The 18,756-nt window shown below is 63.0% G+C and carries 15 protein-coding genes and 1 pseudogene; 9 read left to right on the top strand and 7 right to left on the bottom strand.

The genetic code is table 11. The annotated features are described in order from the left end of the window. Window positions 1-2: 2 nt before the first annotated feature. The 3 genes from NKI59_RS07460 to NKI59_RS07470 all read right to left on the bottom strand — a co-directional run bounded on the left by NKI59_RS07460 (window position 3) and on the right by NKI59_RS07470 (window position 3,068). Complete coding sequence (locus tag NKI59_RS07460) at window positions 3-1,559, bottom strand: formate dehydrogenase beta subunit (RefSeq protein WP_352577475.1); 1,557 nt, start codon at window positions 1,557-1,559, stop codon at window positions 3-5. Continuing rightward, on the bottom strand, window positions 1,556-2,035 hold the full coding sequence (locus tag NKI59_RS07465) for a formate dehydrogenase subunit gamma (RefSeq protein ID WP_352448523.1): 480 nt from the start codon (window positions 2,033-2,035) through the stop codon (window positions 1,556-1,558). The genes NKI59_RS07460 and NKI59_RS07465 overlap by 4 nt, the downstream gene beginning before the upstream one ends. 133 nt (window positions 2,036-2,168) lie before the next feature. Beyond that, on the bottom strand, window positions 2,169-3,068 hold the full coding sequence (locus NKI59_RS07470) for a LysR family transcriptional regulator (RefSeq protein ID WP_352703321.1): 900 nt from the start codon (window positions 3,066-3,068) through the stop codon (window positions 2,169-2,171). A gap of 193 nt (window positions 3,069-3,261) precedes the next feature. On the opposite strand from NKI59_RS07470, the gene NKI59_RS07475 reads away from it, so the two are divergent. Together NKI59_RS07475 and NKI59_RS07480 are read left to right on the top strand one after the other, a co-directional pair. Further along, the gene (locus NKI59_RS07475; protein WP_023676807.1) at window positions 3,262-3,903 is read left to right on the top strand and encodes a DUF47 domain-containing protein; all 642 of its coding nucleotides are present in this window, start codon (window positions 3,262-3,264) and stop codon (window positions 3,901-3,903) included. Beyond that, window positions 3,903-4,907 (top strand): inorganic phosphate transporter, encoded by a 1,005-nt coding sequence (locus NKI59_RS07480; protein ID WP_352703323.1) that lies wholly within the window; start codon window positions 3,903-3,905, stop codon window positions 4,905-4,907. The genes NKI59_RS07475 and NKI59_RS07480 overlap by 1 nt, the downstream gene beginning before the upstream one ends. A 38-nt stretch (window positions 4,908-4,945) precedes the next feature. Here NKI59_RS07480 and NKI59_RS07485 read toward each other — a convergent pair whose 3' ends face one another. Further along, window positions 4,946-5,323, bottom strand: coding sequence for a VOC family protein (locus tag NKI59_RS07485; protein WP_352703325.1), 378 nt, complete (start codon window positions 5,321-5,323; stop codon window positions 4,946-4,948). Window positions 5,324-5,516: 193 nt separating this feature from the next. On the opposite strand from NKI59_RS07485, the gene NKI59_RS07490 reads away from it, so the two are divergent. The 4 genes from NKI59_RS07490 to chrA all read left to right on the top strand — a co-directional run bounded on the left by NKI59_RS07490 (window position 5,517) and on the right by chrA (window position 11,290). Continuing rightward, on the top strand, window positions 5,517-6,701 hold the full coding sequence (locus tag NKI59_RS07490) for an Mrp/NBP35 family ATP-binding protein (protein ID WP_352623218.1): 1,185 nt from the start codon (window positions 5,517-5,519) through the stop codon (window positions 6,699-6,701). 239 nt (window positions 6,702-6,940) lie between these two features. After that, a complete protein-coding gene (locus tag NKI59_RS07495; protein WP_352623219.1) occupies window positions 6,941-8,746 on the top strand; it encodes an IlvD/Edd family dehydratase in 1,806 nt (601 codons plus the stop codon). Window positions 8,747-9,065: 319 nt separating this feature from the next. Then, window positions 9,066-9,905 carry a chromate resistance protein ChrB domain-containing protein gene (locus NKI59_RS07500; RefSeq protein WP_352591232.1) on the top strand — a complete coding sequence of 280 codons (840 nt, stop codon included), beginning with the start codon at window positions 9,066-9,068 and terminating at the stop codon, window positions 9,903-9,905. After that, window positions 9,902-11,290, top strand: coding sequence for a chromate efflux transporter (gene chrA, locus NKI59_RS07505; RefSeq protein ID WP_352703327.1), 1,389 nt, complete (start codon window positions 9,902-9,904; stop codon window positions 11,288-11,290). The genes NKI59_RS07500 and chrA overlap by 4 nt, the downstream gene beginning before the upstream one ends. A 3-nt stretch (window positions 11,291-11,293) precedes the next feature. Here chrA and NKI59_RS07510 read toward each other — a convergent pair whose 3' ends face one another. Both NKI59_RS07510 and pdxR read right to left on the bottom strand, forming a co-directional pair. Beyond that, complete coding sequence (locus tag NKI59_RS07510) at window positions 11,294-12,883, bottom strand: trimethylamine methyltransferase family protein (RefSeq protein ID WP_352455053.1); 1,590 nt, start codon at window positions 12,881-12,883, stop codon at window positions 11,294-11,296. 194 nt (window positions 12,884-13,077) lie between these two features. Beyond that, window positions 13,078-14,571: a MocR-like pyridoxine biosynthesis transcription factor PdxR gene (gene pdxR, locus NKI59_RS07515; protein WP_023676815.1), complete on the bottom strand. Its 1,494-nt coding sequence runs from the start codon at window positions 14,569-14,571 to the stop codon at window positions 13,078-13,080. A 255-nt stretch (window positions 14,572-14,826) separates the two neighbouring features. Here pdxR and pgi point away from each other — a divergent pair, with 255 nt between their 5' ends. Further along, a complete protein-coding gene (gene pgi, locus NKI59_RS07520) occupies window positions 14,827-16,470 on the top strand; it encodes a glucose-6-phosphate isomerase (RefSeq protein ID WP_352703329.1) in 1,644 nt (547 codons plus the stop codon). A 5-nt stretch (window positions 16,471-16,475) separates the two neighbouring features. Next, window positions 16,476-17,198, top strand: coding sequence for an HAD family hydrolase (locus NKI59_RS07525; RefSeq protein WP_352614515.1), 723 nt, complete (start codon window positions 16,476-16,478; stop codon window positions 17,196-17,198). 43 nt (window positions 17,199-17,241) lie between these two features. Here NKI59_RS07525 and NKI59_RS07530 read toward each other — a convergent pair whose 3' ends face one another. Next, window positions 17,242-18,249 (bottom strand): hypothetical protein, encoded by a 1,008-nt coding sequence (locus tag NKI59_RS07530; protein ID WP_352703331.1) that lies wholly within the window; start codon window positions 18,247-18,249, stop codon window positions 17,242-17,244. Window positions 18,250-18,502: 253 nt separating this feature from the next. Here NKI59_RS07530 and NKI59_RS07535 point away from each other — a divergent pair. After that, a pseudogene (locus NKI59_RS07535) lies at window positions 18,503-18,715 on the top strand (HAD family hydrolase); the annotation flags it as partial. Window positions 18,716-18,756 lie beyond the last annotated feature (41 nt).

The following is an 18,756-nucleotide window of genomic DNA, read 5'->3' on the forward strand; positions in this document are numbered from 1 at the left end:
TCCTATTCCGCTGCTTCGGCGACCGGCGTCGGCCGAAAGTCGTCCGGGAAATGGTTGAGTGCACTCATCACTGGATATGGGGTGAAGCCGCCGAGAGCGCAAAGCGAGCCGAACTTCATCGTGTTGCAAAGGTCGGTGACCAGCGCGATCTGCTTTTCCGGTTCGACGTTCTGGGCGAGCCGGTCCAGCACCTCGACACCGCGCGTCGAGCCGATGCGGCACGGCGTGCACTTGCCGCAGCTCTCGATGGCGCAGAATTCCATGGCAAAGCGTGCCTGCTTCAGCATGTCGGCGCTGTCGTCGAAAACGACGATGCCGGCATGGCCGATCAGCCCGTCCTTGGCGGCAAACGCTTCGTAGTCGAACGGCGTGTCGAACAGCGCGCGCGGGAAATAGGCGCCGAGCGGGCCACCCACCTGCACCGCTTTCACCGGGCGTCCCGTCGCCGTGCCGCCGCCGATATCGTCGACGATCTCGCCCAGCGTCATGCCGAACGCCGCCTCGTAGAGACCGGGATACTTGACGTTGCCGGCAATCTGGATCGGGATGGTGCCGCGTGAACGGCCCATGCCGAAATCCTTGTAGAAGGCGGCGCCCTTGTCCATGATCACCGGCACCGAGGCCAGCGAGATGACGTTGTTGATCACTGTCGGCTTGCCGAACAGGCCCTTGTGCGCCGGCAGCGGCGGCTTGGCCCGCACCTGTCCGCGCTTGCCTTCGAGGCTGTCGAGCAGGGCGGTTTCCTCGCCGCAAACATAGGCGCCGGCGCCGACGCGCACTTCCATGTCGAATGAATTGGCCGAGCCGAGCACATTGACGCCGAGCACGCCGGCCTTGCGGGCGATCTCGACGGCCTTCTGCATAACCGCCACCGCGTGCGGATATTCGGAGCGGATATAGATAAAGCCCTTGGTCGCGCCGGTGGCGATGCCGGCGATCGCCATGCCTTCGATCAGCACGAAGGGGTCGCCTTCCATGATCATGCGGTCGGCGAACGTGCCGGAATCGCCTTCATCGGCATTGCAGACGATGTATTTGCGGTCGGCCGACGTATCGAGCACAGTTTTCCATTTGATGCCGGTCGGGAAGCCGGCGCCGCCACGACCGCGCAGCCCGGACTCGGTCACCTGCTTGACGACCTCGGCCGGCGTCATCGCCACTGCATTCTGCAGGCCCTTCAGCCCGCCATGCGCCTTGTAGTGATCGAGCGACAGCGGATCGGTGACGCCGCAGCGCGCAAAGGTCAGCCGCGTCTGCCTGGCAAGGAACGGGATCTTGTCCGGTGCGCCCAGCCAGCGCTTGTGGTGGCCGCCGGTGAGGAAGCCGCAGTCGAACAGGCCTTTGACGTCGGAGGGCTTCACCGGCCCATAGGCGACGCGGCCATTAGCTGTTGCCACTTCGACCATCGGCTCGAGGAAATAGGCGCCGCGCGAGCCGTTGCGCACGATCTTGGCCTCGATGCCGCGCTCGGCCAGTTCCGCCCGAATCGCCTTGGCGACCTTTTCCGCACCGAGCGCCAGCGCGCCGGAATCGCCGGGAATATAGATACGCGGGATCATGAGCGCACCTCGGCAACGATCTCGTTGAGCTTTTCGTCGTCGAGCCGACCGATCACCTCCCCGTCCAGCATCGCCGACGGCGAGCAGGCGCAAAGGCCGAGGCAATAGACCGGCTCCAGCGTCACCGAACCGTCACGGGTTGTCTCGTGGAAGCCTATGCCCAGCAATGATTTGAGCTTGGCGGCGATCGCATCCGAACCCATCGACTGGCAGGCTTCCGCCTGGCAGAGCTTCAGCACATGGCGGCCAGCCGGCTGGCTGCGATAATCGTGATAGAAGGTCACGACGCCGTGCACCTCGGCCCTGGAAATGTTCAGCGCCTCGGCGATGACCGGCAGCGCGTCCTGCGGCACATAACCGAACTCTTCCTGGATACCGTGCAGGATCGGCAGCAGCGGGCCTTCGAGGCCTTTCAGCTCGTGGATGATCGCCGCGGTGCGCGATGCGATCTCGGTACTTGCAGGCTGCATCGTCATGCAGCGCCCTCCCTGGTCGTGGCGGTCTTCCGCTAAGTGGTTAGGAAATCAGAGGAAACCCGCTAAATCAATAAAGCCGATCCGTTGCTCGATAGAAATTTTCTATCGTTCGCGGTCACCAGCCTTGTCTAGCCTAGCGGCGGGCGCGGAAATCGTCCGCCAGCGCCATTGCCTCGTCCAACAGCGCCGAGACCAGTGGCGTGTGCGGTTCGCGCCGTGCCGCCACCAGCCCGACGGTGTGGCTGGCATCCGGCTCGACGATCGGGATCGCCCGGATCGGCTCGGAAAAACCGAAGGTTTCCGAGAGGTTAAGCGGCATGATCGACGACCATTTGCCGGTGCGGATATGCGAAAACAGCACGATCATCGAGTTGGATTCCAATGTCGGCCGCACCTGCACGCCGGCTTCGGCCAGATGCTGGTCGATGATGCGGCGGTTCTGCATGTCGGGCGTCAGCAGGCAGAGCGGCAGCTGACTGAGTTCCGCCCATGTCACTTTGTCGCGGTCGAAATAGGGGTTCCCGACGGCGGTGATCAGCTGGTAGCGCTCGTCGTAGAGCGGCACGCTGGTGACGCGTCCGAGCGGCTCGTTGTCGAGATAGGTGATACCGGCGTCGATGTCGAAATTGCCGAGCAGCGACAGCACCTCGATCGAGGTCCGCGACAGCACCGAGAAGGTGACGCCGGGGTGCTTTGCCCGAAACGGCGTCGTCAGTCGCGCCACCATGGCCAGCGCCGTCGGGATCGCGGCGATGCGGATGCGCCCTGACAGGCCGTGGCGTGCCGCCCGCATCTCCTCGCGCATGGTCCTGCTGTCGCCGACGATGCGGCGCGCCCACACCAACACCTGCTTGCCTTCCGGCGTCAATCCCTGGAAGCGCGAGCCGCGCAGCACCAGCATCACGCCGAGCTGGCCTTCCAGTTGCTTGATGCCGGCCGAAAGCGTCGGTTGGGTGACGCCGCACACCTCCGCCGCCCGGCCGAAATGTTCTTCCCTGGCAAGTGCTATGAAGAATTCCAGCTTATCGATCATGCCGTCGGGAGCCTGTCACGGACGCTGTGTCCGATTGTAGCGCGCAACGTCGTGGAAATCGCCTTCGGCCGCAAGCCGCGTGTGTAAATCGTCCGCATCCACATCTTTCAGCCGGCTTACTGTTTCCCGCGATGGAATGCGGCGCTATGTGAATGAGACGGGGTCGTGGACTGGACACGACGGGAGACCGAACATGCTGGGCTGGTTCCGCAAGCTGCTGCCGCGCGAAGATCGCTTCTTCGACCTGTTCGAGCGGCATTCCCGCACCGTGGTCGGTGGCGCCGAGGCACTGCAGCAGCTTTTGCAGGGCAACGACATCGACCGCTGGTGTCAGACGATCATCGATCTCGAGGACGAAGCCGATCAGATCACCGCGGAAGTGCTGCTGGCCGTGCGCCGCTCCTTCATCACGCCCTTCGACCGCGGCGACATCAAGGACCTGATCCAGTCGATGGATGATGCCATCGACATGATGCACAAGACCGTCAAGACGGTAAAGCTGTTCGAAAAGAAGGAATTCGACCCGCTGATGCAGGAAATGGGGGGCGTCATCGTCGAGGCCGCCAAGTTGGTGGCCGAGGCGATCCCGCTTCTCGGCAAGGTCGGGGCGCATACGGTGCGCCTCAACGCCATCGCCGAGGAAGTCATGCGCGCCGAAGGCCGGGCCGACGACCTGCACGAGCAAGGCCTGAAGGACCTGTTCAAGCGGCACGGCCGCAGCGATCCGATGGCCTATCTGATCGGCAGCGAGATCTACGGCCAGCTGGAAAAGGTGGTCGATCGCTTCGAGGACGTCGCCAACGAAATCAGCGGCATCGTCATCGAGAACGTATAGTGGAAGCCGCAATAGCCTTTCCCGTGCTGGTCGGCCTTGTCGTCGTCGCGCTGTTCTTCGATTTCCTCAACGGCCTGCACGATGCCGCCAACTCTATCGCCACCATCGTCTCCACCCGGGTGCTGCGGCCGCATTATGCGGTGTTCTGGGCGGCCTTCTTCAATTTCATCGCCTTCATGTTCTTCGGTCTTCACGTGGCGGAGACGCTCGGAACCGGCATCATCGACGCCAGCATCGTCACGCCGGCAGTGATCTTTGCAGCACTTGTCGGCGCCATCGTCTGGAATATCGTCACCTGGCTCGTCGGCATCCCGTCCAGCAGCTCGCACGCGCTGATCGGCGGTTTGGTCGGCGCCGGCGTTGCCAAGGCAGGCACCGGCGCCATCGTCTGGACCGGGTTGGGCAAAACGACGGCGGCCATCGTGCTATCGCCGGCGGCAGGTTTTCTGCTGGCGCTCGTCCTGATCCTCGCGGTCTCCTGGCTGTTCGTGCGGCGGACGCCGTTCGCCGTCGACAGCACCTTCCGCGTCATGCAGTTCTTTTCCGCCTCGCTCTATTCGCTCGGCCATGGCGGCAACGACGCGCAGAAGACTATGGGCATCATCGCCGTGCTGCTCTATTCGCAAGGCATGCTCGGCGCGAATTTTTACGTGCCGCTGTGGGTCGTCATCACCTGTCAGTCGGCGCTGGCGCTGGGCACGTTGCTCGGCGGCTGGCGCATCGTCCACACCATGGGCTCGAAGATCACCCGGCTGAACCCGATGCAGGGTTTCTGCGCCGAGACCGGCGGAGCGATCACCCTGTTCGCCGCCACCTGGCTCGGTATTCCTGTATCGACCACGCACACGATCACCGGCGCCATCATCGGGGTCGGCGCCGCCCGCCGCGTCTCCGCCGTTCGCTGGGGCATTGCCGGTAACATCGTGGTGGCATGGATCGTCACCCTGCCGGCAACCGCGGCGATCGCGGCTCTCACCTACCTCGCGGTCGGCCTGGCAAGGTGACAGCACCGTAGCACTGCGCGGCAGGCGATGCGCCGTATCTACCTATCCACAAGGTTCAGGATGTTGCCGTCCGGTTCCTTGAACCATGCGACCTTCATGCCCTGACCGACATGAACATCGCCCTCCAGCGTCAGGCCTGGCATGTCGTAATGCTCGAAGGTCACGCCCTTCGATTTCAATGCCTCAACGATCTTGCCGAGTTCGTCGCCGACCGTCCATGTCACAGCCGTCGCCTTGTTGGTCCCAGCGAAGTTCGAACGGTAGACGTTGATGCTGGTGTCGCCGCTTTTATAGACGATCAGTTCGCCACCTTTATTGTGCACCTCTTTCAGGCCAAGGACCCCTTCGTAGAATGCCTTGGCCTTGGCCAGGTCCTTCACGGCGAGATTGGCCGTCGCGTTGCTGTTTGCGAGCATGATTCGTCTCCTTCCCTGGCTGTCATTCCATGCTCATGAAATAGGCTGCGTTGACGATTTGGCGACGGCTGCTCCCACTGGAAATGCCGTCATATGCTCGCTGCCTCCCCGATACGCCGCTGCAATTGGTGGTCCATCGCTTGGTTCTGTTCCGGAACTGCATTATCTGGAGCGGAAAAGTAGAGGAAAACTCATGCCCGCCGCCAATGAAAACGTGACCAAGGAAATCGTTATCGAGCGCCTGAAGACGGTCAATGGGCCGGATTTCACCGGCAATATCGTCGACCTCGGCCTGGTTTCCGAGATTTTCATTGCCGATGCCAAGGTGTTCTTTTCGATCACCGTTCCCGCTGCCCGTGCCCAGGAGATGGAACCGCTGCGTGCGGCGGCCGAACGTGTCGTCAAGGCGATCCCCGGTGTTGCCGGCGCCGTGGTCGCGCTGACGGCGGAAAAGAAGGGTGGCGGCATGGAGGCGCCGGTTCCGCAAAGACCGGCTCAGAGGCCCGCTCCGCCGGCCGCACCTGCGCGTCCCGCGCCGCAGGCGCCCGCCTCGCACAGCCAGGGCAAGCGCGGCGTACCCGGCATCGAAGCGATCATCGCCGTCGCTTCCGGCAAGGGCGGCGTCGGCAAGTCGACCACCGCCGTCAATATCGCCCTTGGGCTTGCCGCCAACGGGCTGCGGGTCGGGGTGCTCGATGCCGACATTTATGGCCCTTCCATGCCGCGTCTGCTCAACATTCGTGGCAGGCCGCAGACCGTCGACGGCAAGATCCTGAAGCCGATGCAGAATTATGGCCTCAAGGTCATGTCGATGGGCTTCCTCGTCGATGAGGAGACGCCGATGATCTGGCGCGGGCCGATGGTGATGTCGGCATTGACGCAGATGCTGCGCGAGGTCGAATGGGGACCGCTTGATGTGCTCGTCGTCGACATGCCGCCCGGCACCGGCGACGCCCAGCTGACCATGGCCCAACAGGTGCCGCTGGCCGGCGCCGTCATCGTCTCGACGCCACAGGACCTGGCCCTGATCGATGCGCGCAAAGGCCTCAACATGTTCAGAAAGGTGGACGTGCCGCTATTGGGTATCGTCGAAAACATGAGCTATTTTCTCGCCCCCGATACGGGAAAACGCTACGACATCTTCGGCCATGGCGGCGCCCGCCGCGAGGCCGAGCGTCTCGGCGTCACCTTCCTTGGCGAAGTGCCGCTCGAGATGGGCATCCGCGAAAGCTCCGATGCCGGCACGCCGGTGGTGGTCTCCAAGCCGGATGGCGCTGAGGCGAAAATCTATCGCAACATCGCCGCCAAGGTCTGGGACCGCGTCAATGAAGAGCGCGGCGCGGCCGAGGCTGCAGTGCCGAGCATCGTGTTCGAGTGATACGGATGTCCCTCCCCCAAGTGGGCCCCTTGAGGGGGAGGGTGGCCGGAAGGGTCAGGTAGGGTCCGCGGCGACGCGCTCCAACTTTTCCGGGATAGCGGGCTGACAAACCACGATCCCGTCTAGCGCGGAGGCAGATGTATGTCTTTCGTACCAAAGAGCGGATTCGGATGGCGCGTGCCCCTTGCCTGCTCCCGCGCGTTGTCATATCGATTTGTCATACAAATACGGAGACCACGATGGCAGGCGCCCCCACCCACAAGAAAAAATTTCGCTCGCAGGAGTGGTTCGACAATCCCGACAATCCGGGCATGACGGCACTCTATCTGGAGCGCTACCTGAATTACGGGCTGACGCGGGCCGAACTGATGTCCGGCAAGCCGCTGATCGGCATCGCCCAGACCGGCTCCGACCTGTCGCCCTGCAACCGCCATCACATCGAACTGGCCAAGCGCGTGCGCGAAGGCATCGTCTCGATGGGTGGCATCCCTTTCGAGTTCCCTTGCCACCCGATCCAGGAGACCGGCAAGCGGCCGACTGCTGCACTTGACCGCAACCTTGCCTATCTCAGCCTGGTAGAGGTGCTCTACGGCTATCCGCTCGACGGCGTGGTGCTCACCATCGGCTGCGACAAGACGACGCCGGCCATGCTGATGGCCGCGGCCACCGTCAACATTCCGGCTATCGCGCTTTCGGTCGGCCCGATGCTCAACGGCTGGCACAAGGGCAAGCGCACCGGCTCCGGCACCATCGTCTGGGAATCGCGCCAGCGCCTGTCGGCCGGCGAGATTGGCTATGACGAGTTCATGGATATCGTTGCCTCCTCGGCGCCGTCGACCGGCTATTGCAACACGATGGGTACCGCCACCACGATGAATTCGCTGGCCGAGGCGCTCGGCATGCAATTGCCGGGCTCGGCCGCTATCCCCGCCCCCTATCGCGAGCGCGGCCAGATCGCCTACGAGACCGGAAAGCGCATCGTCGACATGGTGCATGAGGATCTGAAGCCCTCCGACATCATGACCCGTAAGGCCTTCGAGAACGCCATCGTCGTCAACTCGGCGATCGGCGGCTCGACCAATGCGCCGATCCACCTCAACGCCATCGCCCGCCATCTCGGCGTGCCGCTCGACAATGACGATTGGCAGAAGGTCGGCCTCAACATACCGCTAATCGTCAATCTGCAGCCGACGGGCGAATATCTCGGCGAGGACTATCACCATGCCGGCGGCGTGCCGGCCGTGGTCGCCGAATTGATGAAGGGCGGCCTGCTGCCCTATCCGGAAGCCATGACAGCTAACGGCAAGACCATCGGCGACAATTGCAGCGGCGCCGTCAACGAGAACCTCGACGTCATCCGCACGGTTGCCGAGCCGCTGAAAGCCAATGCCGGCTTCATCAATCTCAAGGGCAATCTGTTCGATTCGGCGATCATGAAGACCAGCGGCATCTCGCCCGAATTCCGCGAGCGCTATCTGTCGAACCCGAAGGACCCCGAAGCCTTCGAGGGCAACGCCATGGTCTTCGACGGCCCCGAGGACTATCACGCCCGCATCGACGACCCGGCACAGGGAATTGACGAGCACACCATCCTGTTCATGCGCGGCGCCGGCCCGATCGGCTATCCCGGCGGCGCCGAAGTCGTCAACATGCAGCCGCCTGCCTATCTGATCAAAAAGGGCATCCACGCGCTGGCCTGTATCGGCGACGGTCGCCAGTCGGGCACGTCGGGCTCGCCGTCGATCCTCAACGCCTCGCCGGAAGCCGCCATCGGCGGCGGCCTGGCGCTGCTGAAGACCGGCGACCGCGTCCGCATCGACCTGCGCAAGGGCACCGCCGACATCCTCGTCAGCGACGACGAGATCACGCGGCGCCGCGCCGAGCTGCAAAACAATGGCGGCTATCAGTATCCGAAGCACCAGACGCCCTGGCAGGAAATCCAGCGCGGCATGGTCGACCAGTTTTCCGGAGGCATGGTGCTGAAGCCGGCGGTGAAATACCAGGATGTGGCTCATACAAGCGGCGTGCCGAGGGACAATCACTGACCAGGGTCCGTCGCACGAGCCAGCCGCCGGTGCAGGCAATTTGCCGAGGTCAGCGCCAGGAGGGGTAGGGGGTGGGGGTACATCGTAGAGCGAAAGCCTCGGCTTTCCACCCGCGATAGCCTGCCGTTAATGGCCAGAAATGCCCGGCACAGGGTTGGACGCGGTCATTTGTCAACAGCGATTGCTCCCGCGAGAACGGCAATGCTTGACAAGCGGGCGTGACAAATCCACGATCATCGCAAGGGGTGCATCGCGACGACCCCGTGAGGCGTCAGCCCAACGTTCGCGTCCAAGCTTCTCTTTCAAGGAGGTGGACGCCATGCCGTCAACAACCGCTATCACTGTATCGCAACTGTCCCGTCTGATTGGGCTGCCGGGTGCACCCGCAATCATCGACGTCCGCATCGATGATGACTACAACGCCGATCCGCGCCTGCTGCCGGGGTCGGATCGTCGTGATTTCAGGAGTGTCTCGAACTGGGCTGCCGACTTCGCCGGCAGGCAAGTGACAGTCGTCTGCCAACAGGGAAAAAAGCTCTCGCAAGGCGTGGCCGCATGGCTACGGCAGGAGGGCGTTGCCGCCGAATCGCTCGATGGCGGGTTTGAAGCGTGGCGCGATGCCAAGGGCCTTCTCGTTCACGCCGACAAGATACCGCCCGCCGATGCCAAGGGCCGCACCGTTTGGGTGACGCGTACGCGCCCGAAGGTCGACCGCATCGCCTGCCCCTGGCTGATCCGGCGCTTCATCGATCCTCACGCGGTCTTTCTCTTCGTCGAGCCGGCCGAAGTGGCGGCAGTCGCCGATCGCTTTCAGGCCATCCCTTTCGACATCGAGAACGTGTTCTGGAGCCACCGCGGCGAACGCTGCACCTTCGACACCATGATCGAGGAGTTCGGGCTCAAATCCGAAGCGCTCGATCGCCTGGCCACGATCATACGCGCTGCCGATACTGCGAGCCTCGATCTTGTTCCACAGGCGGCCGGGTTCCTGGCCGCCTCGCTTGGACTGTCACGGATGTTTCGCGACGATCTGGAGCAGCTCGAGGCCGGCATGCTGCTTTACGATGCGTTTTTCCGCTGGTGCCGCGATGCCACCGAGGAGACGCATAACTGGCCGGTCGCCGGCGCAGTCAGTCTCGGCGCAGGCAAACCATCGTGAGCGCCGTCCTTTCGAAAAAGCCGGCGGAGATCCAGGAGCCCGCTGTGCCGAGCTTCCGGCAGGCCGTGAAGGTCTGGGCGAAAATCGGCGTGCTCAGCTTTGGCGGCCCGGCCGGGCAGATCGCGCTCATGCACAAGGAACTGGTCGAGGAACGGCGCTGGATCGGCGAACAGCGCTTTCTGCATGCGTTGAACTACTGCATGCTGCTCCCTGGCCCCGAGGCCCAGCAACTCGCCATCTATATCGGCTGGTTGCTGCACAAAACGGTCGGCGGCCTTGTTGCCGGCCTCCTCTTCGTCGTGCCGGGCGCGCTTGTCATGCTCGTCCTGAGCAGCCTCTATGCGCTCTATGGCGATGTACCACTCGTCGCGGCGCTGTTTTTCGGGGTCAAGGCGACCGTGCTCGCCATTGTCATCGAGGCGGTGATCCGGATCGGCAGACGCGCGCTGAAAAACCCGGTCATGGTGTCGATCGCACTCGCCGCCTTCATCGCCATCTACGCGTTGAACGTGCCGTTTCCGCTGATCGTGCTGCTTGCCGGGCTGGCAGGCTGGATCGGCAACCGTAGTGCGCCGGCAGTTTTTTCCGGCGCCTCGCATGGCAAGGGCGATGTTCCCGACATAAAGGGCGTGGTCGATCTGATGTTCGAGCGCGGTGAACTGACCCACGTCAGGCCGACACGATGGCACGCGCCGCGCACTTTGGCGATCTGGCTGCCGATCTGGCTGGGGCCTGTTCTGCTGGTCTGGGCTTTCACCGGCCCTGCCAGCGTTTGGACTCAAATCGGTGGCTTCTTCAGTGTCATGGCGGTCGTCACCTTCGGCGGCGCCTACGCAGCCCTTGCCTATGTCGCGCAGGCAGCGGTCGAGTACTTCGGCTGGCTGGCACCCGGTGAAATGGTCGACGGCCTCGGACTTGCCGAAACCACGCCGGGTCCGCTCATCCTGGTCTTGCAGTTCGTCGGCTTCGTTGCCGCGTTCCGCCAGCCGGGCTTGCTGGCGCCGCTGCTTGCCGGACTGTTTGGCGGGCTGTTCACGCTGTGGGCGACCTTTACCCCATGTTTCCTATGGATATTCCTTGGGGCGCCTTACATCGAAGCGCTGCGCGGCAACAAGGCGCTGTCGGCGGCGCTCGGTGCGATCACCGCCGCCGTCGTCGGCGTCATCATGAATCTCGCTCTATGGTTCGGCTTGCACGTCATCTTCGGCGAAGTGCGCAATGTCGGGCTTGGAATGGACGTGCCGGTGCTTTCATCGATAGACTGGCGCGCGGCGCTGCTTTCCTGTGCCTCGATGATCGCCATTCTGAAGCTGAAGATCGGTATGCTGCCGACGCTTGCCGGATCGGCGCTGGCCGGTGTCTTGTTGCTGGCGGCGAGCGGGTAACGCTCAGCCGCCCATTCTGCCGCGCGGCAGCTTGATCATATCGCCGAAGCGGGCGCGCAATTTGTCGTCGACCGGCTTTGGCACATGGCGCGGGAAGCGTTCGGCAAGCACGCGTTTCTTCTCGATGATCGCCCGCTGCAGGATATCGGGCCTGCCTTTCTCATTCCATTCCTTCGGCGAAAAGCGGTCGCCGACGGCCGGATAGAAATATTCGGTCTGCATCAGCCGCAGCGTCTGCTCGTTGCCGAGATAATGGCCCGGGCCCTTCAGGCAGACATCGGCAATCGTGTCGATCGACAGCGACTCGTCCGTCACTTCGATGCCGCGCACGCAGCGCAGGCAGTGGCCGAGCATGTCGTTGTCGATGATCAGGCTCTCAAGGCAAAAGCCGAGCAGCGAGGCGTGCATGCCGGCCGATTCGTAAACCAGGTTGAGGCCGGCAAGACCGGCCATCACGTCGGTTATGCCCTTTTCGTAGCCGGACTGAATATCAGGCAGTTTCGAATCTGTCATGCCGGCGGCCGAACCGCCCGGCAGGTCGTAAAATTGCGCCATCTGCGCGCAGGCCGCGGTCAGCACCGCCTGCTCGGCCGAACCGCCCGACATGGCGCCGGTCCGGAGATCCGAGACAAACGGCCAGGTACCGAAAATCGCCGGATGGCCTGGCTTGATGGCGTTGACGTAGATGAGGCCGACGAGGACTTCGGCGACCGCCTGCACCACGGCGCCGGCAATCGCCGCCGGTGCCGTCGCACCCGCCTGTCCTGCCGACAGCAGCAGGATCGGAATGCCGCCCTCGACGCAGGCTTCGAGAACGCCACAGGCGTCCTCGGCAAACTTCATCGGCGGCACGACGAAGCAGTTCGAATTGGAGACGAAAGGCCGCGCGCGAAAATTCTCTTCGCCGCCCGCGATCGCATAGAGCATGTCGAGCGCCGGCTTGACGTTCTCACGCACGGTAAACGAGGTGCCGACATGCTTCGACGTGCCCATGACGCAGGCGTAGAGCGTGTTGAAATCCATATCGAGCGGGTCGGGAATGTCGCGCGGCACCATCGGCCGCTGGAAGAAATGGATGTTGTCGAGCCCTTCGACCAGGCGCGCGGCATCATAAATATCCTGCAGCAGCGACTCGCGATACTCACGCTTTTCGACATCGACAAGATGCACCGCAGCACCGGCCGTGCCGTAGTGCACACGCTTGCCCTGGATCACCATGTCGTGCTTCGGATCCTGGCCGTGGAGGGTGAAATGCCGCGCCGCGTTCTTGATGGTGTCGAGCACAAGGCCGCGAGGAAAGCGCAGGCGGCCGTCCTCACTGAAGGTCGCGCCGGCTTTGGTCAGCGCCTCGATGCAGGAGGGAATGGCGTTGGCGAAGCCGACCGTCTCCAGAAGGGTAAGCACGGCCTCGTGGATACGTTCGCAATCGCTGCCGCTGAGCGGGCTGTAGCTTCCGCCTTCGAGGCCGGCACGCACCGGCTTGACGTCGTCGGCAAGCGGTGCCGCCCGCATGGCGCGGCGCGCCTCGCGCCCGCCGGACCGCCGCGAACGCTGGTCTGCGGACACGTCCTGCTTCTCATGGGCCATTGGCATGAAGGCACTCCAACTTTAGCTGCGGAGCGGGCGCGGCGGTTGGTCCACCATCGGCCTGCTTCGTCCCCTCTATACAGCGACTATGCCGCCGGCATTGGCACAGCCTATGTGCCAGCCGGTCCCGTCGCATATGCCAAGGAGCTAAAGAACCGGAGCCGCACTACATGCGCCAGGCTCCGGTCGGGGAAGGGAGATCAGGCCGCTGCCGGCCTGCGTCCAGCTGCCGTCGCTAGTTCGCGGATGCCGGGTTCGATGTGCTGCAACGCGATCGAGGAAATGCCCAAGCGCATGAAACGCGATGGCTTTTCGGTGCGGTCGAAGAAGCGGTCGCCAGGCTCGATGATGACGCTGCGCGAGGCCGCGGCCTCCGCCAGCCCGCGCGAATCGGTGCCGCGCGGCCCCTCGAGCCAGAGCGACGTGCCGCCGGCCGAATCGGTCGAGCGCCACTCCGGCAGGAAGGCGGAAATCGCATGGACCAGACGCTTGCGCCTCTCGTCGAAGGCGCTCGACAGCCGCCGCACCAGCGCCTCGTGATGGCCGAGCGACAGGAACAATGCGACGGCGCGCTGGTTGTTCGCCGGCGGATGGCGCAGCATGAAGCGGCGTAGCGCCCGAAGCTCGGAGATCAGCCCGGCCGAGGCGACGATGTAGCCGAGCCTGAGGCCGGGAGCCAGCGTCTTCGACATCGAGCCGACATAGACGACGCGGCCGGAGCGATCGAGGCTCTTCAGCGCCTGCTGCGGCGCCTCGTCCAGGAGCTGGCTGTCATATCCGTCCTCGATGATGATCTGGTTGTGCCGGTTGGCGCGCGCCAAAAGCTCCTGCCGCCGCTCTGCCGACAGCGGCACCATGGTCGGGCAATGGTGGCTGGGCGTGACGAAGACGAAGCCGGAATCATTGGGAATGGCCGAGGTTACGATGCCGGAGTGGTCGACCGGAACCGGCTGGATCTCGGCGCCGGCCAGCCGGAAGATCGAACGTGCATCGGGATAGCCCGGGTCCTCCATCGCCACCTTGGAGCCCTTGGTCATCAACAGCGTCGCCAGCATGTAAAGCGCGTTTTGCGCGCCCAACGTCACGATGATCTCGTCCGGATTGGCGAAGATGCCGCGTCGCGGCAGCAGCCGTGCCTGGATCTGCTCGATCAGGAGCGGATCGTCGCGGTCGACCATGTCGGATGCCCAGTTGCGGATTTCGAGCACCGCCAACGCCATGCGGTTGCACTCGCGCCATTCGGCGGTCGGGAACAGCGCCGGGTCGAATTGGCCATAGACGAAGGGGTATGACGACTTGATCCAGTTGTCGTGCTTGGCCGGCGGCGGCATGTCGCTCGCCGCGATCTGCCGACGCGCCTTCCAGTCGATCTCGTTGGCCTGGTCGGGCGCCTTCTGATGCGGCTTGGCAGGCGTCGCCAGCACTTCGGGATTGACGAAATGGCCGCGGCGCTCGCGCGCCACCAGGAAGCCTTGGTCGACCAGCTGCTGGAAGGCCAGCACCACGGTGCCGCGCGCCACGCCGAGTTTTTCGGCAAGAATCCGGCAGGACGGAAGCGGCATGGAAGCCGCGATCTGCCGGTCGAGGATGGCGGCGACGATCGCCTGGCGGATCTGCGCCTGCAGGGTCTGACCGGATTCCGCCGAAATCCGGAACAGGCCGGACCATATGGCCGTGTCGTTTCGCTGTGGCATGGGAAATGTTCCTCGATGGCCAGCTTTTTTCACTTGGCTGGACCAGTCGAATGTACCGGTGGCACAAGGTGTTGCGCCAATCAATTTTTCTGATCGCTGGGATTTATGCCAGTGATCCTTTGAGCCGGCCCACGCTGCGCTGCGGCATCGCTGCGCATTGAAACAGATGGAATTCGACCCGATAGTTTGCCGCGACGACACGCGCCGGAAACATCCGGCCTGATAAGATGCATCTCAAGAGACCGGAGCGAAGCAGTGGATCAATCGTCCTTTCAAAAGCAGCTCGACGCATTGCGCGATCATCGTGCGGCCAAATCGGGCTCGATGCGCGAGGTTTTCGCTGCCGATCCGCAGCGCTTCGAGAGATTCTCCGCCAGTGACGGCGACTTGCTGCTCGACTGGTCGAAATGCGCGGTCGATGCGCGGACTATGGAGTTGCTGGAGAAGCTGGCTGAGGCCGCTGACCTCGAAGGCCGGCGCGACGCGATGTTTGCCGGCAAGAAGATCAACGTCACTGAAGGCCGTGCCGTGCTGCACACGGCGCTGCGCAACCTGACCGGCAAGGGCATCGTGCTCGACGGCCAGGACGTGAAGGCGGAAGTCCTTGCCGTACTCGACGCGATGGGTGCCTTCGCCGACGCGGTGCGTTCCGGCAAGGCGGCCGGCGCGACCGGCAAGAAAATCACCGACATCGTCAACATCGGCATCGGCGGCTCCGATCTCGGCCCGGCCATGGCGACGCTGGCGCTGGCGCCCTATCATGACGGGCCGCGCGCGCATTACGTATCCAATATCGACGGTGCCCATATCCACGACACGCTGAAGGGTCTTTCCGCCGAAACCACCCTGTTCATCATCGCCTCCAAGACCTTCACCACGGTCGAGACGATGACCAATGCCGAAACCGCGCGCAGATGGGTCGAGAAGGCGCTCGGCAAGGAAGCGGTCGGCAAGCATTTCGCCGCCGTCTCGACGGCGCTCGACCTGGTCGCCAAATTCGGCATCGCGCCCGATCGCGTCTTCGGCTTCTGGGACTGGGTCGGCGGCCGCTATTCCGTCTGGGGTGCGATCGGTCTGCCAGTGATGATCGCCATCGGCCCGAAGGATTTTCGCGCCTTTCTCGACGGCGCCCATGAGATGGACGAGCATTTCCGCACCGCGCCGCTGGCGAAGAACCTGCCGGCGCTGATGGGGCTGATTGGCTGGTGGCACCGCGTGATCTGCAAATACCCCGCTCGCGCCGTCATCCCCTACGATCAGCGTCTGTCCAGGCTGCCGGCCTATCTGCAGCAGCTCGACATGGAATCGAACGGCAAGAGCGTCACCCTGGAAGGCGGCGCTGTAACGACGCCGACCGGCCCGCTGGTCTGGGGCGAGCCCGGCACCAATGGCCAGCATGCCTTCTTCCAACTTCTGCATCAGGGCACCGATTTCATTCCGGTCGAATTCCTTGCCGCTGCCGTCGGCCACGAGCCGGAACTGAAGCATCACCACGACCTTCTGCTTGCCAATTGCCTGGCGCAGTCGGAAGCCTTCATGAAGGGCCGCACGCTTGAGGAAGCCCGAGCGCAGATGCTGGCGAAAGGCATGAAGCCGGCCGATGTCGACAGGATTGCTCCGCACCGCGTCTTCTCCGGCGACCGCCCCTCGGTGACGATTCTCTACAGAAAGCTCGACCCGCATACATTCGGACGGCTGATTGCGCTTTACGAACACCGCGTCTTTGTCGAAGGCACGCTGTTCAACATCAACTCCTTCGACCAATGGGGCGTCGAACTCGGCAAGGAACTGGCGACCGGGCTGCTGCCCGTCGTTGAAGGCAAGGAGAACGCCGCAAAGCGGGATGCCTCGACTGCCGGACTGGTGGAATACATTCACCGCTTGCGCGGCCTGGAGTGAAAAGCTTGGCGGACATCAAGGGAATATTGTTCGACAAGGACGGCACGCTCGTAGATTTCAACGCGACATGGCTGGGCATCGCCGACTTCATGGCGATGGATGCGGCCGAAGGCGATCGCTGGAGGGCAGACAGGCTGCTTGCGGCGGCGGGCTTCGACTTCGCCAACAAGCGCTTCAAGCCGGATTCAATTTTTGCCTCCGGCACCAACATGGACGTCGTCGAGCTGTGGTTTCCGCGGCTGTCCGACGAGGACCAGATGCTTGCCGTCGCCCGTTTCAATGCCATCACTTCGGCGCAAGGATCGGCGATGGCCGTGGCGCTGCCGGGTGTGGTCGAGACGCTTGGGCTGCTTCACAGAAAATCCTACCGGCTTGGCGTCGCCACCAACGACTCGACCAGCGGCGCGGAAAAGACCTTGGTCACTCTGGGCGTCGCGCAGCTTTTCGAAGCCGCCTATGGTTACGACGCGGTGGCCAATCCAAAACCGGCGCCGGATACGATCCTTGCCTTTTCGGATCTGACAGGGCTCAGGCCGGCGACGATCGCAATGGTCGGCGACAATCGTCACGATCTGGAGATGGCGCGCGCCGGCGGCTGCGGCCTGGCGATTGGCGTGCTGTCCGGCACCGGCACACGTGAATCGCTGTCGCAGATAGCCGACGTCATTCTGGACTCGGTGGCCGACCTGCCTGATTTTCTTTCGGCGCGAGTGACGGAGACAGCCTGACGGCCGAGGCCATCTCTTCCTTGCATAGGACTTCTTCCGGAGCCTAATCGACCATCAGATGGGTACAGTTGATGGTCGTATTCTCGATGGCCGTCAGTTTGGCCAGCAGGTCCAAGCGGATCATCTCGACAGTCCGGCTCGGTAGAACCCCTTCCACTGTCAGCTGAATATCATACCAGTCCTCGACATAGCGCACGGTGACGCCTTCGACGCAGAGGCGATAGACACGATGCTCGTCCGTGATTTCAGGCATCTTCGAGTGAGGCACGTCGGGCGTGTACAATGTTTCGAGCAAGTCTATTCGAGGATTGGGGCCGAGATGGCGAAGATGTTTGGCTCGAAAGCCGTCGCTGTCCTCTGGTCTGCCGCTGGCGCGATCTGAAAGGCGGCGGCGAAGCCAAAAGATATGATTTTGACAGCCATCATCTCGAACGAATGCAAATCGCGGCCAGAGCCGCCTGGTAAGGCGCTCCCAGCGGCCTGTATGGAGGTCCAGGCGCCAATCGTCGATGTTCTCGACCACTCCAGGCCATCGCGGCCCGATCAGGCGCCCGCCGCGAACCAGGAGTGCGCCACCATCTTCCACGAGTTCCGAAGAGTGCTTGTATATCCATGGCGGCGTTTCTCCGGTCGTATCGAAGCGGCCAACACCAAAGTTTGTTATGTCTAAAACGAGCACCTGGGCCTTGTGACCGCGAACATTCGGATAAGATAGGTTGCCTACTATAAATATTCGGTCGTCGACAAGATTTGCCGTATGAAAGTCGGTCGGTGGAAAAACCTCATCCGAGTAGCCCAAAATCTCGGTGCCGCTCCCAGGATGACTCACGATCACATCGTTGTAGATATAGAAATCTGCATCATAGTGATCTTCATACTCGCCGCCGATCCTGACAAGGCGGCCGTCTGGCAGCACCGTTTCAGTGCGCCCGTACCGGCTGAAGCTCCAGCACGGCCCGACATCCTTTGAAGGCGGGCCGTGGAACGCTTTGTTCAGGGAGTAACCGGTGAGACGGTGCTCAATTGCCCATACCCAGACAGGGTTGGTCATAGGTTCCGGATTGCCAGAACCTCGACTGGGCGAACGAAACTGTAAAAACAGGTCTTGGTCTATGTTCGCGGGCGGTATGATCAAGTTCAAGCGGGGCTAGCAAGGCTGCTACATCGAAGGACGAGCCGATACCCCATCGCTGGATTATAGCCTCCATAGAATCGTCTGCAAGGGGTCGAACTCAGTCATTCGAATGATTTGGTTTTGAGCCGATGTCAGCAATCTTTCGGTTCAAAGAAAACACGCCGCTCGGGATCTGGCGGGGCTCAGGCCCGCGGCAATCGCCATGGTCGGCGACAACCGTCACGATCTTGAAATGGCGCGGGCCGGCGGCTGCGGTCTGGCGGTCGGCGTGCTGTCCGGCACCGGCACACGTGAATCGCTGTCCCAGATAGCCGACGTCATTCTGGATTCGGTGGCCGACCTGCCTGATTTTCTTTCGGCACGAGTGACAGAGACGGCCTGACGGCCGAGGCCCGGGGGCAAAACGCAAATCACTTGGGCTTT

The sequence above is a fragment of the Mesorhizobium sp. M0598 genome (genome assembly GCF_040320865.1).
GTDB lineage: Bacteria > Pseudomonadota > Alphaproteobacteria > Rhizobiales > Rhizobiaceae > Mesorhizobium.

Bases quoted from the DNA above. Each gene is read 5' to 3' on its own strand.
- NKI59_RS07475 (WP_023676807.1), top strand. From the start codon at position 3,262: ATGCTGGGCTGGTTCCGCAAGCTGCTGCCGCGCGAAGATCGCTTCTTC.
- NKI59_RS07490 (WP_352623218.1), top strand. From the start codon at position 5,517: ATGCCCGCCGCCAATGAAAACGTGACCAAGGAAATCGTTATCGAGCGC.
- NKI59_RS07485 (WP_352703325.1), bottom strand. From the start codon at position 5,323: ATGCTCGCAAACAGCAACGCGACGGCCAATCTCGCCGTGAAGGACCTG.
- NKI59_RS07500 (WP_352591232.1), top strand. From the start codon at position 9,066: ATGCCGTCAACAACCGCTATCACTGTATCGCAACTGTCCCGTCTGATT.
- NKI59_RS07510 (WP_352455053.1), bottom strand. From the start codon at position 12,883: ATGCCAATGGCCCATGAGAAGCAGGACGTGTCCGCAGACCAGCGTTCG.
- NKI59_RS07470 (WP_352703321.1), bottom strand. From the start codon at position 3,068: ATGATCGATAAGCTGGAATTCTTCATAGCACTTGCCAGGGAAGAACAT.
- pdxR (WP_023676815.1), bottom strand. From the start codon at position 14,571: ATGCCACAGCGAAACGACACGGCCATATGGTCCGGCCTGTTCCGGATT.
- NKI59_RS07460 (WP_352577475.1), bottom strand. From the start codon at position 1,559: ATGATCCCGCGTATCTATATTCCCGGCGATTCCGGCGCGCTGGCGCTC.
- NKI59_RS07530 (WP_352703331.1), bottom strand. From the start codon at position 18,249: ATGACCAACCCTGTCTGGGTATGGGCAATTGAGCACCGTCTCACCGGT.
- NKI59_RS07495 (WP_352623219.1), top strand. From the start codon at position 6,941: ATGGCAGGCGCCCCCACCCACAAGAAAAAATTTCGCTCGCAGGAGTGG.
- NKI59_RS07465 (WP_352448523.1), bottom strand. From the start codon at position 2,035: ATGACGATGCAGCCTGCAAGTACCGAGATCGCATCGCGCACCGCGGCG.